The following is a 12,969-nucleotide window of genomic DNA, read 5'->3' as shown; positions in this document are numbered from 1 at the left end:
TCTACCAGCCCCGGGCGCCGAATTTGTAGTTGCGCGATTCGGCTGCCTTCGGTGGCGGTGCCAGCTCGGCCGTTGCCGCCGGAGCCGCTTTGCGCGGCACGAGGATCTCGCGCAGGGTCAGCAACATCACCAGCAGTTCTTCGTCCTCGGCGAGGTCTTCGATTTCGGCAAGCCGGGTGCGGGCGTATTCGGCGTCTTGCACCAGGCGGTCGAGGTCGACGCTCTGGTCGAGCTGACGACGAACCTGCAGCTTGAAACGGGCGAGCAGACGGGCGTGTTCGATCTTGTCTTCCATGGCGTGTCGTGAGTACGTGAGAGTCAGATGATCGGGTGGTGCACCGTGACCAGCTTGGTGCCGTCGGGGAAGGTGGCCTCGACCTGGATCTCGGGGATCAGCTCCGGCACGCCGTCCATCACGTCGTCGCGACTCAGCAGCGTGGTGCCGTAGCTCATCAGTTCTGCGACGGTGCTGCCGTCGCGCGCACCTTCCATGATTGCGGCCGAGATGAAGGCGACGGCTTCCGGGTAGTTCAGCTTCAGTCCGCGGGCGCGGCGGCGTTCGGCGAGCAGCGCGGCGGTGAAGATCAGCAGCTTGTCTTTTTCGCGGGGCGTCAGTTCCATGGGTCTCTCGCGGAAATCAGGTGTTCCAGATGCGGGGCGGGCAGGCGGGGCGGTTCAGCAGCGCCGGCCTTACGATGGCCCAGAGGGCGGCGAACCAGTGGCGTGCGGCCTCGGCGTCGTCGCCGCGGTAGCGGGCCACCAGCAGGCCGGGCAGGCGGGTGACGGCGCCTAGCCCGGCCGTGGGGCGCTCATGACGACAGGCTTCGATCAGCGAAGCGTCGATGTCGGGGGCGGCTGCCAACAGGCTGCCGAATACGGTGGCGCCGCCGAGTACCGCGGCGGACGCGAAGCGCGCATCGCTGCCGCGCAGTGTTGCCTGTTCGGCGAAGACCGGGCGGCCATCACGGGCGATACGCAGGCGGGTATGCATGCGGCCGCGCTCGAAGCGTTCGCCGCGCGCGCGGCGGCCAAGGCACCAAAGGTCAAAGCCGATGAAGTGTGCGTCGCCGCTGAGGTTCACATCCAGCGCCGCATCGCCGTCCGCGCCGTCGAACACCATGCTTTCCTGCGGCAACCATTCGAGACTGCCGCCAGCCTCGATGTTGAGGTGAATGCGCTGCTCGGCGCGCCGGCCGTCAGCCCGATACCACTTGCCGGCGCCAGGCGTGGTCAGCAGCGCGCTGGCTCCTGCGCCGACCGACACGTCGATCGTAAGAGAATCGCCTCCAGCGATGCCTGCCGGCGGGTGCAGCAGGATCGCGTGGCTGACCGCTTCGCCTTCCGGGTACAGCGCTTTCTGCACCCGCAACGGCCCCAGGTGTTCGCGGCGAGCCAGCACGCAGCGTTCGCCGCGGCGTTCGAAGCCCAGCGCCAGACGGGCACGCCAGCCAAACGGGGGCGCCGCGTGGCCGGCATCGCGCATGGCGATGTCCGGCACGCAGTCGGTCTTGTCGTCTCTCTGCAAGGATTGGGAGTTCGCCCGCATCCCCAGGCTTGAGCAAAACTCGGGCCAAGCGCGGGGTTCGTCGGTATATCAGGCACGAGCGCCGCGATTCGCACCGCCGGAGCGCTGTCATGCACCAGATTGCCGCATGCAAAATGGCGGGCGAATTTGAAGGCACCAGATCGGTGCGAAGATGGTGCTACTGCCGCACTTCGCCCAGATTGCCCGGGCCAGGCATCGCCTCGCTGGCGCGCCAAGGGTTGATGTCCAGCCCGCCGCGGCGTGTGTAACGCGCCCAGACTTCGAGCCGCAGCGGACGACACTGGCGGGTCACGTCGACGAAGATGCGTTCCACGCATTGCTCGTGGAATTCGTTGTGCGTGCGGAAGGAACAGATGTAGCGCAGCAGGCCGGCGCGGTCGATCGCGGGGCCGCGGTAGCGAATTACCACCATGCCCCAGTCAGGCTGTCCGGTCACAAGGCAGTTGGATTTCAACAGATGCGAGTACAGCGTCTCCTCGACCACCGGGCCAGCCGCCGAAAGCAGTTCCGGCGCCGGTTCATAGGTATCGATGTCGATGTCGAGCGTATCGAGCAGCACGCCCTCCGGCGTACCGAGGGTGCGGCCGGGGCGCTGGTCGAGCGTTTCGAGCTGTACGGCGACTGGCGCGCCCGCGGCGGCAGACAGGTCGCGCGCAATCGTCTCCTGAACGCGCTGCACCGATTCGAAGCGTGTCTGGTTGAAGCTGTTGAAGTACAGCTTCAGCGATTTGGATTCGATCAGGTTCGGAGAGATTGCCGGCACGGTCAGCGTGCCGATCGCGACAACCGGCTTGCCGCGCGGATTCAGCCACGAGATTTCGTAGGCGTTCCAGAGGTCGTGCCCGGTGAAGGGCAGATCCGCGCCGATACCGATCTCAGCGCGCTTGCCGCTGCGCGGAATCGGGAAAAGCAGCTCGGGCGCGTACTGGTCGCAATAGGCCACCGCCTTGCCAAGCGGCGAGGCTTCCGGGGCGTTGCTGGGGTTTTGTTCGGTGCTCACGGGCGCAATTTTACGGGATGTCACATTTTTTATAACTGCGAGGGACGTCGTACCCTGCACAAGTGCGCTGGGGTGCCTATAGTGAAGTCAGGCCGATGACTTCGTATCGGTCGGTTCAGCGAAGGAGGGTCAATGGAGGTAAGTCCCCTTTCGGGGAGCGTCGTCCAGACACCCGATGCGCAGCAGGCTACTCAGGCTAGGGAAGCCGCCTCTGCCCGTCAGGCGCAGCAAGCGGAGCGTGCAAGGGCAGAAGAGCGCCCGGAACAGGCTCAGCAAGCTCAGCAGGTCGCCCAGACGACGAATCTCAATGGACAGACTATCGGACGAGTGATCAACGTCAAGGCGTAACACTTCACCATACGGCCCTTCGAGGGCCAGTGGGGGCACAGCCCCCGGCGACCTTGAGTCGCCCGCGCGCCCAGCGCGCAAACCACGGTTCCGAGAGGCGGCTGCCTCAAGAACGGAACCAAAAGAAAGCCCGCCTAACGGCGGGCTTTCCATTTATGCGGCAGCGCCTTTCAAGAGGCGCTCTTTGGTTGGGGGCGCTTATTGCGCGCGGTCTTCCTGATCCAGCTTTTCAATGAATTCGGCGATGTCGTCACGCTTCGGCCAGGCAGCCAGGATCACCATCGGAACAGTCAGTGCAAGCATCATCATGTTGCGTTCTCCTTCGTCGTCTCAACTCGTGTTCTCTGAGACGTACTGTACGCAAGTCCTTGTTGCATCACACAAAAGCTTTTACATCGAACAATGAATTCGCTTGATCGCAAGTTTGATCAAGTCGGCCGCAGGCCGAAACCGACGCCGATCCGCGCTTCGTTCGGCGGCCTCGGCCGTCAGTGCTTCACCAGCCCGAGTTGCTGCATCAAGGTGAGGTTGTCCTCAAGGTGCCAGTTCTCAGCGATCCGTCCGTCTTCGACGCGGTAGAGATCGAAGGCGGCGAAATCCACTGCTTGGCCAGCGCCCTGAACGGTGCCGAGCTGGCCGGTGAAATGCCCCCGGAAGTGCAATCGCACACTCACCCGGTCGCCAGCCACGACGAGGTCTTCCACCTCGGCGCTGAGGTCTGGTACCGCTGTGCGGAATGCCTTTGACGCCTGCAGGGGGCCTGCCAGGCCCTGAGGGCGCCCGGCGGGCAGCGTCCGGTCGATGAAACCGCTCGCGAGGGCTCGGCGCGCAAACGATTCGTCGCCGCTGTTCCAGAACGCTGCATACGTTAACGCGGCTTCGATCAACGGCGCGGCGGCGGCCGCATCGCTGGCTATTGCGATGTGTCGGGCGACGGGTTGGTCGCTCGCTACGGCAGCGTCACTTGGACCGCTGACCGAGAGGGTGAGGCTCGTCGCGAAGGCGATGGCGGGTGTTTTCCACATGAGGTGAGCTCCTTGAAATGGGCTGAATGACCCGTTGCGCATTCTCAATGTGTGCGTTGAGTTTGATAATCGTTCGGTTTGTAGAATGACTTTATTGCTGTGTTTGAAGGTTCGCCGTCCTGGGGCGAGCGAACGGCGCGCAGCCACATCAATGTCCGCAGCGGCGCTCGGCGCCCGCGCCTCTTGAGTGGCCAATGCGTTCGCATGTACGAACGGACCGTGTGATCACGATGCAAGCGGTTTGATAAACGCTTGGGTGCCGCCTTGTGTGCCACAGGCGGGCGCTGACCGACTCGGCCGCCACCGCATTCATTGATAGCCCTTCTATCAAATGGTGTTCGTTGCATTCGTAAATGCAAATCGTTATCATTCGCGAATGCGGCCACCCCCCGTTGCATCGTCAGATCGCAATGTTTTCAGCTGGCCGCGAACCGACCAATCCAGAAAACAAAGGAATCCGGCGTGCACCGACTGATCGCGTCTGAAAACTCGAGCAAGCGCAAACTCAAAACAATCTCGGCGATGGTGGCGCTTGCCTTGCCAGCCCTGGCGCACGCGGCGGATGCGGGCACTGAGACGCTACTGCCCGAAGTGGCGGTGCGTGCCGGGGTGATGGGTGAAACGACGGAAGGTACGGGGTCGTATACGACCGGCCGCGCCAGGACCGCGACGCCCTTGAGCCTCGCCCTGCGCGACACACCTCAGTCGGTGTCCGTCGTCACACAGCAGCAGATTGAAGATCAGGGGCTGCAGACGATCACCGACGTACTCAATAGCGTGACCGGCGTTTCGGTGAACCAGTACGAGACGCACCGCGCGCAGTTCACCGCGCGTGGCTTCGACATCAACGCGTTGATGATCGACGGCGTGCCGACCACCTGGGATCAGGCGTGGAGTTCCGGCGAGGCGATGAGCAGCCTCGCGATCTACGATCGTGTGGAAGTGGTGCGTGGTGCGACCGGCCTCACGACCGGTGCGGGCGATCCGTCCGGTGCGGTGAACCTGGTACGCAAGCGTGCAAACAGCAAGGTCTTCAAGGGTTCTGCAGTAGTGGGTATTGGCAGCTGGAACGAGCTGCGGACGACCGTCGATGTGTCGACGCCGGTCAATGACGCCAAGACGGTGCGGGCGCGCGCAGTCGGCGAGTACGCAGGCAGCGATAGCTGGATCGACAACCTGACCGAGCGCCGCAAGACGCTGTTCGCCACCGTGGAAGCGAACTTGACGGACCGTACCCTGCTGTCAGTCGGCGTCAGCCGCCAGGAGAACGACCCGAAGGGTTCGATGTGGGGCGGTCTGCCGGTCTGGTACAGCGATGGCAGCCGTACCGACTGGGATCGATCGAAAACGACGGCGGCCGACTGGACACGCTGGAGCTCGGTGTACACGAACTACTTCGCGTCGATTGAACATCGCCTCGCCAACGACTGGACGATCAAGGCCAGCTACAGCCTTGGCGATCGCACCGCGGACTCGTATCTGCTCTACATGTACGGCGCACCCGATCGCACGACCGGGCTGGGCATGTACACCTGGCCCGGTTCCTACCAGGTTCATACGAAGCAGCACGACGCGACGATTCAGGTCGGCGGGCCGTTCGAGCTGCTGGGGCGGCGCCATGAGCTGGCGGCCGGTTATGTGTATTCCAAGCAGGACTTCAATGCCGACAGCCGCGCCGCGGCGGGTGGCGCGGCGCCGGACTTCAACGCGTGGACCGGTGCATTCCCTGAACCGGTGTGGGGTGCGTTGTCCTACTACGGCGATGCCACGACGACACAGCAGGCGGTCTACGCGGCAGCGAGCTTCAGCATTGCAGACCCGCTCAAGCTGATCCTCGGTTCGCGACTGACGAAGTACGAACGTTCCGGCGACGACGCATTCAGCGCCCCGTATGCGATGCGTTCCGATCACGAACTGACACCCTACGCGGGCGTGGTCTTCGACCTCAGCGCGAACACCTCGCTGTACGCGAGCTACACCAGCATCTTTCAGCCACAGCAGAAGCGTGACGTTAACGGCCAGTACCTCGATCCGATTGTCGGCAAGAGCACCGAGATCGGGGTGAAGGGCGAGTTCTTCGAGGGCCGGCTCAATGCCTCGGCGGCGCTGTTCCAGATCAAGCAGGACAACCTGGCGCAGAGCACTGGCGAGATGATCGCCGGCACGACGCCGCCCGAGACCGCGTACCGCGCGTCCGAAGGCGCGACCAGCAAGGGCTTCGAACTGGAACTCGCAGGCGAACTGGCCAAGGGCTGGAGCGCCAGCGCGGGCTACACCCAGTTCAAGCTTAGGGATGCGAACGGCGCGGACATCAACACGATCTACCCGCGCAAGTTGCTGCGCGTGTTCACCAGCTACCGCCTGCCGGGGGCGTTCGCAGGCCTGACGCTGGGCGGCGGAGTGAACTGGCAGGGCGAGACCTACACCTACGCGGCTAACCCGCTCGGCGTGACGGAGAAGATCGACCAGAAGGCGTACGCGCTGGTAAACCTGATGGCACGCTACGAGATCAACAGGCAGTGGTCGGCACAGTTGAACGTCAACAACCTGTTCGACAAAACCTACTACGGCATGTTCGACGCCTATAGCCAATTCACCTACGGCGCGCCGCGCAACGCGATGCTGTCGGCCACCTACCGGTTCTGACCGCGATGCGCGCAAAGACGCTTCAGCGCTGGTCCTGGGTGCATACCTGGAGCAGCCTGATCTGCACGGTGTTCATGCTGCTCTTGTGCCTGACCGGGCTACCGCTGATCTTTCACCACGAGATCGGGCACCTGCTCGGCACCGAGGTGGAGGCGCCGGCGATGCCTTCGGATACGCCGCGGATGAGCCTGGACAAGGCGCTGGAGGTCGCGCGTGCGCAGTTTCCGGACCGGGTGCCGCAGTACGCCTCGCAGCCGGAGGACAGCGAGGACATCTGGTTCGTCACGATGACGCCGACCCCGGCGCCGACCGACGACTACCGCTCGGTTGCGGTCGACGCCCGCACCGGCGCGTTGCTCGCCGAACCGCGCGCCGATCGCGGCTTCATGTGGGTGATGTTCAAGCTGCATGTCGACCTGTTCGCCGGCCTGCCGGGCAAGCTCTTCCTCGGCCTGATGGGGTTGCTGCTGCTCGTTGCAATTGTCAGCGGCGTCGCGCTCTACGGCCCCTTCATGCGCAAGCTCGAATTCGGCAGCGTGCGGCGCGAGCGGCGTGCCAGCGTGAAATGGCTGGATCTGCACAACCTGCTCGGCATCGTCACGCTGGTGTGGCTGTTCGTCGTTGGTGCGACCGGCATGATCAACACCTGGGCCGATTTGCTGATCAAGTTCTGGCAGCACGATCAGCTCTCGGCGCTGCTGGCGCCCTACGCGGGCCAGCCGACCGTGCCGCTGGCCGAGCGCGCTTCGGTGCAGCAGGGGCTGGATGCGGCGCTCAAAAAGGCGCCGGGCATGAAGCTCTCGTTTGTCGCCTTCCCCGGCACCGCGTATTCGAGCCCGCACCACCACACCTACTTCCTGCGCGGCAATACGCCGCTGACCTCGCGTCTGCTGCAGCCCGTGCTAGTGGATGCGAAGACCGCGCAGGTGACGGCTGCGCCGGCGCTGCCCTGGTACCTGACGGCCTTGCTGGTGTCACAGCCGCTGCACTTCGGTGACTACGGTGGGCGGCCGATGCAGATTGTCTGGGCGGTGTTGGATCTCGCCAGCATCCTCGTGCTCGGCAGCGGGCTCTACCTGTGGCTGCGCAAGCGGCGAGCAGCGTCGCGGCCGGGCAGGCGGGCTTCGGTTGTGACCGCGGACGGGGTGGGGGCATGAGCTCGCCACGCGAACCGCTGAGTGCAGCCGCGATCTGGGCTTGGCCGATCGCGCTGGGGGTGCTTACGAGTATCGGGCTGGTGGCGGCGCTGTTCAGCGATGGCGGCCTCGGCGACCAGGTCGCGGGCGTCTGCCTGTGGGGGCCGACCTTGGTTGGCGTATGGTTCGGCTGGCTGCGGCGACCGCCTGCTACCGCAACAAAATGAAACAGCGCCGGCTTCCAGCCGGCGCTGTGCTTTTGAAGCCCCGGCGCTCAGACCGACAAGCGCTCGCGCACGCCGTCTGCGTCCATGTTCTTGCCTTCGCCACGCATCACGATCTCGCCGCGCTCCATCACGATGTACTGGTCGGCCAGCGAACGTGCGAAGTCGTAGTACTGCTCGACCAGCAGGATCGCCATCTCGCCGGATTCGGCGAGTGCGCGGATGGCGCGTTCGATGTCCTTGATGATGGACGGCTGGATGCCTTCGGTCGGTTCGTCAAGGATCAGCAGCTTCGGCCCCGCGGCCAATGCGCGACCGATCGCGAGTTGCTGCTGCTGCCCGCCTGAGAGGTCACCGCCGCGGCGCTTCATCATCTGCCGCAGGACTGGGAACATCTCGAAGATGCGCTCGGGCACCTGCGCGCTGGCGGGCTTCACCGCGAGGCCCATCTCCAGATTCTCGGCCACCGTCAGGCGCGGGAAGATCTCGCGGCCCTGTGGCACATAGCCGATGCCGGCGCGCACCCGCGCATGCGAAGGGCTGCGCGTGAGATCGGCTTCGCCGAAGCGCACGGTGCCCGTTTTCGCTGGGACCAGGCCCATCAGCGTTTTCAGTAGCGTGGTCTTGCCGACGCCGTTGCGGCCGAGCAGGGTGGTTACCTTGCCGGTCGGGACCTCGAAGGAGAGGTCGCGCAGGATGTGGCTGCCGCCGTAGTACTGGTTGAGGTTGGATACGGTGAGCATGGTCAGGCTCCGCAATACGGGCGAGGGCGTGCGCCGGCGTGCGCGTCGCGCCGCCGGGAGGCGTTGTGGAATGCTGCGGTCAGGCGGCCGGGGGCGTTGTCGGCGGAGCCGGCGGCGGCAACTCGCTGCCGGCAATCAGCAGCTTGCGGAAGACATCGTGCTTGGCATGCGGCAACAGCGACGCGAGTTCGCTTGGGTCGAGTTTCGCCGCATCGATCGGCTGCCCGTCGGTAAAGGTGAGCCGGAACTTGTCGCCGTGAACCCGCACCAGGCAGAGCAGCAGTAGCGCGCCGAGCGGATCTCCGACGCGTGGCACCGAGCCGCGCAGTGAATCCTCGCGCAACTGGAAGAAGGGGGCCGCGGTGGAACCGTGGCGCACGATCCACACCGCGTCGCGCTTGTCCGTCGTCATCACGAACGGCGTCAGCGTGTTCCAGCGCTCGATCACCGCGGTCGCAGCGGCGACCGCGTCCTGCCACTTCAGCGAAGTACGCCAGAGGAAGTAATCGAACTTGCCGGTGCCGGTAACCATGCGCGTAGCGTAGCAGGCCGCGCGCCGGAGCGGCAGAGGGGGGCACGCGGTGCCTCGCGCGATCAGCGGCCAAGATAGACCTCGATCACGCGTGGGTCGTTCTGTACGGTTTCGAGGTCGCCCTCGGCCAGCACGCTACCTTCGTGCAGCACGGTGACCTTGCCGCCCAGCGCCTTGACGAAGGCCATGTCGTGCTCGACCACCATCAGCGAGTGCTCGCCGGCGAGCGAGACGAAGAGTTCCGCAGTGCGTTCGGTTTCCTCGTCGGTCATGCCGGCCACCGGTTCGTCGAGCAGCAGCAGACGCGGCTCCTGCATCAGCAGCATGCCGATCTCCAGCCACTGCTTCTGGCCGTGCGACAGCAGTCCGGCGGGGCGATCCGCTTCGCTGGTGAGGCGGATGCGCTTGAGCGTTTCGGCGACGCGATCGCGCTGCTCGCCAGTCAGTTGCGCGAGCAGGCTGCGCCACACACGCTTGTCGGTCTTCATCGCGAGTTCGAGGTTCTCGAACACCGTGTGCTGCTCGAAGATGGTTGGCTTCTGGAACTTGCGGCCGATGCCGGCGTGCGCGATCTCCGGCTCGCGCATGCGCGTCAGATCCATCGTCTGGCCGAAGAAGGCGCGGCCGGCGTCGGGGCGCGTCTTGCCGGTGATCACGTCCATCATGGTGGTCTTGCCGGCGCCGTTGGGGCCGATGATGCAGCGCAGCTCGCCGGCGTCGATCGTCAGCGTCAGCGCGTTGAGGGCGCGGAAGCCATCGAAGCTGACGGTGATGTCTTCAAGGTAGAGGATGACCTTGTGCGAGAGATCCAGCTCGCCGGGCGTCATCACGCGGCCGGTCGGCGCGCCGTCTTCCCATTGTTCGCGCTGGGTCGGATCGGCGTGTTCGAGGGTGCCCACTTTCATGCGGATGCTCCTTCAGCGGCGGCAGCGTCGGGCGGGGTGCTGTGGGTGGAGGTGCTCGCCGGGGCGTGTGCGGCTTTCGCGACGGCCTTGGGTGCGGCGGGTGTCGTATCGCGTGTGCTGCGAATGCGCCGCCACAGACCGACCAGGCCTTCCGGCAGGTAGAGCGTGACCAGGATGAAGAGCAGCCCGAGGAAGAACAGCCAGTATTCAGGGAAGCTCACGGTGAACCAGCTCTTCGCGAGGCTCACGGTGAAGGCGCCGAGCACCGGGCCGATCAGCGTGCCGCGGCCACCGACCGCAGCCCAGATCGCGATTTCGATCGAGTTCGCCGGGCTCATCTCACCCGGGTTGATGATGCCCACCTGCGGCACGTAAAGCGCACCGGCCAGTGCGCACAGCACGGCCGACAGTGTCCAGATGAAGAGCTTGTAGTGCAGCGGGTTGTAGCCGATGAACATCACGCGCGACTCGGCATCGCGGATCGCGGCGAGCACGCGGCCGAACTTCGAGGTGACGAGGTAGCGGCCGAGCAGCAGCGTGCACATCAGCAACAGCGCCGAGAGGCCGAACAACACCAGCCGGGTTTCCGGCGCGGTAATCGAGTAGCCGAGGATGCGCTTGAAGTCGGTGAAGCCGTTGTTGCCGCCGAAGCCGGTTTCGTTGCGGAAGAACAGCAGCATCGCGGCGTAGGTGAGCGCTTGCGTGATGATCGAGAAATACACGCCCTTGATGCGCGAGCGGAAGGCGAAGTAGCCAAACACCCACGCAATCGCGGCCGGCACCACGAGCACCAGCACCAGCGCCCAGAGGAAGCTGTCGCTGCCCACCCAGTACCAGGGCAGTTCCTTCCAGTCGAGGAACACCATGAAGTCCGGCAGGTCGGCGTGGTAACTACCGTCGCGCCCGATCTGCCGCATCAGGTACATGCCGAAGGCGTAGCCGCCGAGCGCGAAGAAGAGCCCGTGGCCGAGCGACAGGATGCCCGCGTAGCCCCAGATCAGGTCCATCGCCACGGCGACCACGGCGTAGCACAGCACCTTGCCGGTCAGCGTCACGAAGTAGTCCGACACATGCAGCGGGTGACCCTCGGGCAGCGCGAGGTGTGCGACCGGCACCAGCACCCAGGCGACGAGGGCGAACAGTGCCAGCGCGATCCAGCCGCTGCGTGGCATGGCCGTGAGGAATCGAAGGGTCAGTGGCGTGCGCATGATCAGCTCTCGACGAAGCGGCCCTTAAGGGCAAACAGCCCCTGCGGACGCTTCTGGATGAAGACAATGATGAAGAGCAGCACGAGGATCTTCGCGATCACCGCGCCGGCCCAGCCTTCGAGGAACTTCGTGACGATGCCCAGCCCCAGTGCCGCCCACACTGCACCGGCGAGCTGACCGACGCCGCCGAGCACGACGACGAGGAAGGAATCGACGATGTAGCCCTGACCCATGTCGGGCCCGACGTTGGCGATCTGCGACAGCGCGACGCCGCCGAGGCCGGCGATGCCGGAGCCAATCGCGAAAGCCAGTGTGTCGATGCGCCGTGTCGGCACGCCGACGCAGCCGGCCATGGGGCGGTTCTGCGTCACGGCGCGCACGAACATGCCGAGCCGCGTCTTCTGCATCATCAGCCACACGATCAGCAGCACGAACAGTGCGAAGCCGATGATCGCGATGCGGTTGAGCGGCAGCATGGCGCCGGCATAGAGCTCGATGCCGCCACTCATCCAGGTGGGGTTGGCGACTTCCTGGTTCTGTGGCCCGAAGATCACGCGCGCGGCCTGGATCAGCACCAGCGACAGGCCCCAGGTAGCGAGCAGGGTTTCCAGCGGGCGGCCGTAGAGGTGGCGGATCACAAGCCGTTCCATCGCCACGCCGACCAGCGCCGCAACCACGAAAGCAAGCGGGATCGCGGCCAGCACGTAGGCATCAAGCCACTGCGGGGCATAGCTGCGGAACAGGCCTTGCACCACCCAGGTGGTGTAGGCGCCCACCATCAGCAGCTCGCCATGCGCCATGTTGATCACGCCCATCACGCCGTAGGTGATCGCGAGCCCCAGCGCGGCGAGCAGCAGGATCGAACCGAGCGAGATGCCGGTGAAGATGCGGCCGAGGTTTTCGCCCACCGCGATGCGGCGTTCGATTTGCGTGAGTGAGGCGACGGCGGCAATGCGCACCGCTTCGTCGGGCTCGGCGTAACTGCCGCTGCTCTTGTCGAGCATGGCGGCGAGTAGTTGGCGCACGGCCGGGTCGGCGCTGTCGGCGAGTGACTTGACCGCCTTGAGGCGCGCAGCGGCGTCGGGCGAACCGAGGCTTGCCTTGGCTTGTGCAAGTACGAGCAGCTGCTTGATTTGCGGATCGGCCTCCTTCGCGAGGGCCTTGTCGAGCAGCGGCAGGATCTCGGCGCTTGCGTTGGCGCTCACGTCCTTGGCGGCCGTGAGGCGCACCTCACGCTCGCTGGCGAACAGTCGCAGGCCGGCGAGTGCGGCGTCCAGCGTGCGACGCACGCGGTTGTTGATGCTGACCGCTTCGGCATTGTCCGGTGGCGCGGCCAGCGCTTTGCCGGTCGCGACATCGATGTAGGTTTCACCGTCTAGGCGCACCAGTTTGTCACCGGCGACGAACAGAGCGTCTTCCGACAGCGCCTTGAAGACGGGCAGTACTGCTTCGGGGTCGGCGCTGGCGAGGGCCGCGATCGCGGCAATCTTCTCGTCAGAGTCGTCTGCACCGAGGCGTGCGAGCTGGGCGGGGTCAAGCGCTGCGCAGGCCGGCGACCAGGCGAGGCGGGCGAGCAGCGCAAGCAGAAAGAGGAGTCTGACCATGGGAAGGCCGTTCCGTGTTCGTGGTGCCGGCCGGCATGCCCGAGGGCGCGCC

General features: G+C 65.2%; 13 protein-coding genes. 3 read left to right on the top strand and 10 right to left on the bottom strand.

Going from position 1 to position 12,969, the window contains the following annotated elements:
• Position 1: 1 nt before the first annotated feature.
• From HH302_RS08350 to HH302_RS08330, 5 genes are all read right to left on the bottom strand, one after another.
• Positions 2-295, bottom strand: coding sequence for a hypothetical protein (locus HH302_RS08350; RefSeq protein ID WP_216661842.1), 294 nt, complete (start codon positions 293-295; stop codon positions 2-4).
• Positions 296-318: 23 nt separating this feature from the next.
• Positions 319-621 (bottom strand): urease subunit gamma, encoded by a 303-nt coding sequence (locus tag HH302_RS08345; RefSeq protein ID WP_172201246.1) that lies wholly within the window; start codon positions 619-621, stop codon positions 319-321.
• 16 nt (positions 622-637) lie between these two features.
• The gene (locus HH302_RS08340; protein ID WP_253946075.1) at positions 638-1,525 is read right to left on the bottom strand and encodes an urease accessory protein UreD; all 888 of its coding nucleotides are present in this window, start codon (positions 1,523-1,525) and stop codon (positions 638-640) included.
• A 178-nt stretch (positions 1,526-1,703) separates the two neighbouring features.
• Positions 1,704-2,546 carry an NADPH-dependent 7-cyano-7-deazaguanine reductase QueF gene (gene queF, locus HH302_RS08335; protein ID WP_172201244.1) on the bottom strand — a complete coding sequence of 281 codons (843 nt, stop codon included), beginning with the start codon at positions 2,544-2,546 and terminating at the stop codon, positions 1,704-1,706.
• Positions 2,547-3,382: 836 nt separating this feature from the next.
• On the bottom strand, positions 3,383-3,919 hold the full coding sequence (locus HH302_RS08330; RefSeq protein WP_172201242.1) for an ester cyclase: 537 nt from the start codon (positions 3,917-3,919) through the stop codon (positions 3,383-3,385).
• Positions 3,920-4,381: 462 nt separating this feature from the next.
• On the opposite strand from HH302_RS08330, the gene HH302_RS08325 reads away from it, so the two are divergent.
• From HH302_RS08325 to HH302_RS08315, 3 genes are read left to right on the top strand one after another with little or no spacing between them, the layout of a single operon-like run.
• Positions 4,382-6,565 carry a TonB-dependent siderophore receptor gene (locus HH302_RS08325; RefSeq protein WP_216661841.1) on the top strand — a complete coding sequence of 728 codons (2,184 nt, stop codon included), beginning with the start codon at positions 4,382-4,384 and terminating at the stop codon, positions 6,563-6,565.
• Positions 6,566-6,570: 5 nt separating this feature from the next.
• A complete protein-coding gene (locus HH302_RS08320) occupies positions 6,571-7,722 on the top strand; it encodes a PepSY domain-containing protein (protein ID WP_172201240.1) in 1,152 nt (383 codons plus the stop codon).
• The gene (locus tag HH302_RS08315) at positions 7,719-7,928 is read left to right on the top strand and encodes a hypothetical protein (RefSeq protein ID WP_172201238.1); all 210 of its coding nucleotides are present in this window, start codon (positions 7,719-7,721) and stop codon (positions 7,926-7,928) included. Before HH302_RS08320 ends, HH302_RS08315 begins: the two co-directional genes overlap by 4 nt.
• 47 nt (positions 7,929-7,975) lie before the next feature.
• On the opposite strand, the gene urtE is transcribed toward HH302_RS08315, so the two are convergent.
• The 5 genes from urtE to urtB all read right to left on the bottom strand — a co-directional run bounded on the left by urtE (position 7,976) and on the right by urtB (position 12,917).
• Positions 7,976-8,668: an urea ABC transporter ATP-binding subunit UrtE gene (gene urtE, locus HH302_RS08310; protein ID WP_172201236.1), complete on the bottom strand. Its 693-nt coding sequence runs from the start codon at positions 8,666-8,668 to the stop codon at positions 7,976-7,978.
• Between the two features lie 79 nt (positions 8,669-8,747).
• Entirely contained in the window at positions 8,748-9,200 is a 453-nt protein-coding gene (locus HH302_RS08305; RefSeq protein WP_172201234.1) for a hypothetical protein, read from the bottom strand.
• Positions 9,201-9,262: 62 nt separating this feature from the next.
• Positions 9,263-10,027 carry an urea ABC transporter ATP-binding protein UrtD gene (urtD, locus tag HH302_RS08300; RefSeq protein ID WP_338086726.1) on the bottom strand — a complete coding sequence of 255 codons (765 nt, stop codon included), beginning with the start codon at positions 10,025-10,027 and terminating at the stop codon, positions 9,263-9,265.
• 74 nt (positions 10,028-10,101) lie between these two features.
• The gene (gene urtC, locus HH302_RS08295) at positions 10,102-11,313 is read right to left on the bottom strand and encodes an urea ABC transporter permease subunit UrtC (protein ID WP_172201230.1); all 1,212 of its coding nucleotides are present in this window, start codon (positions 11,311-11,313) and stop codon (positions 10,102-10,104) included.
• 2 nt (positions 11,314-11,315) lie between these two features.
• Positions 11,316-12,917 carry an urea ABC transporter permease subunit UrtB gene (gene urtB, locus HH302_RS08290; protein ID WP_172201228.1) on the bottom strand — a complete coding sequence of 534 codons (1,602 nt, stop codon included), beginning with the start codon at positions 12,915-12,917 and terminating at the stop codon, positions 11,316-11,318.
• Between the last annotated feature and the right edge of the window lie 52 nt (positions 12,918-12,969).

It is taken from the genome of Niveibacterium sp. COAC-50 (assembly GCF_013184235.1).
GTDB classification, from domain to species: Bacteria; Pseudomonadota; Gammaproteobacteria; order Burkholderiales; family Rhodocyclaceae; genus Niveibacterium; species Niveibacterium microcysteis.
Note: the sequence above shows the minus strand (reverse complement) of the source record. Positions and strands in the feature narration are given on the sequence as shown.

Coding starts and splice junctions, on each gene's coding strand:
- HH302_RS08305 (WP_172201234.1), bottom strand. CDS start 9,200: ATGGTTACCGGCACCGGCAAGTTCGATTACTTCCTCTGGCGTACTTCG.
- HH302_RS08350 (WP_216661842.1), bottom strand. CDS start 295: ATGGAAGACAAGATCGAACACGCCCGTCTGCTCGCCCGTTTCAAGCTG.
- HH302_RS08320 (WP_172201240.1), top strand. CDS start 6,571: ATGCGCGCAAAGACGCTTCAGCGCTGGTCCTGGGTGCATACCTGGAGC.
- HH302_RS08315 (WP_172201238.1), top strand. CDS start 7,719: ATGAGCTCGCCACGCGAACCGCTGAGTGCAGCCGCGATCTGGGCTTGG.
- HH302_RS08330 (WP_172201242.1), bottom strand. CDS start 3,919: ATGTGGAAAACACCCGCCATCGCCTTCGCGACGAGCCTCACCCTCTCG.
- urtB (WP_172201228.1), bottom strand. CDS start 12,917: ATGGTCAGACTCCTCTTTCTGCTTGCGCTGCTCGCCCGCCTCGCCTGG.
- urtC (WP_172201230.1), bottom strand. CDS start 11,313: ATGCGCACGCCACTGACCCTTCGATTCCTCACGGCCATGCCACGCAGC.
- urtE (WP_172201236.1), bottom strand. CDS start 8,668: ATGCTCACCGTATCCAACCTCAACCAGTACTACGGCGGCAGCCACATC.
- HH302_RS08345 (WP_172201246.1), bottom strand. CDS start 621: ATGGAACTGACGCCCCGCGAAAAAGACAAGCTGCTGATCTTCACCGCC.
- urtD (WP_338086726.1), bottom strand. CDS start 10,027: ATGACGCCCGGCGAGCTGGATCTCTCGCACAAGGTCATCCTCTACCTT.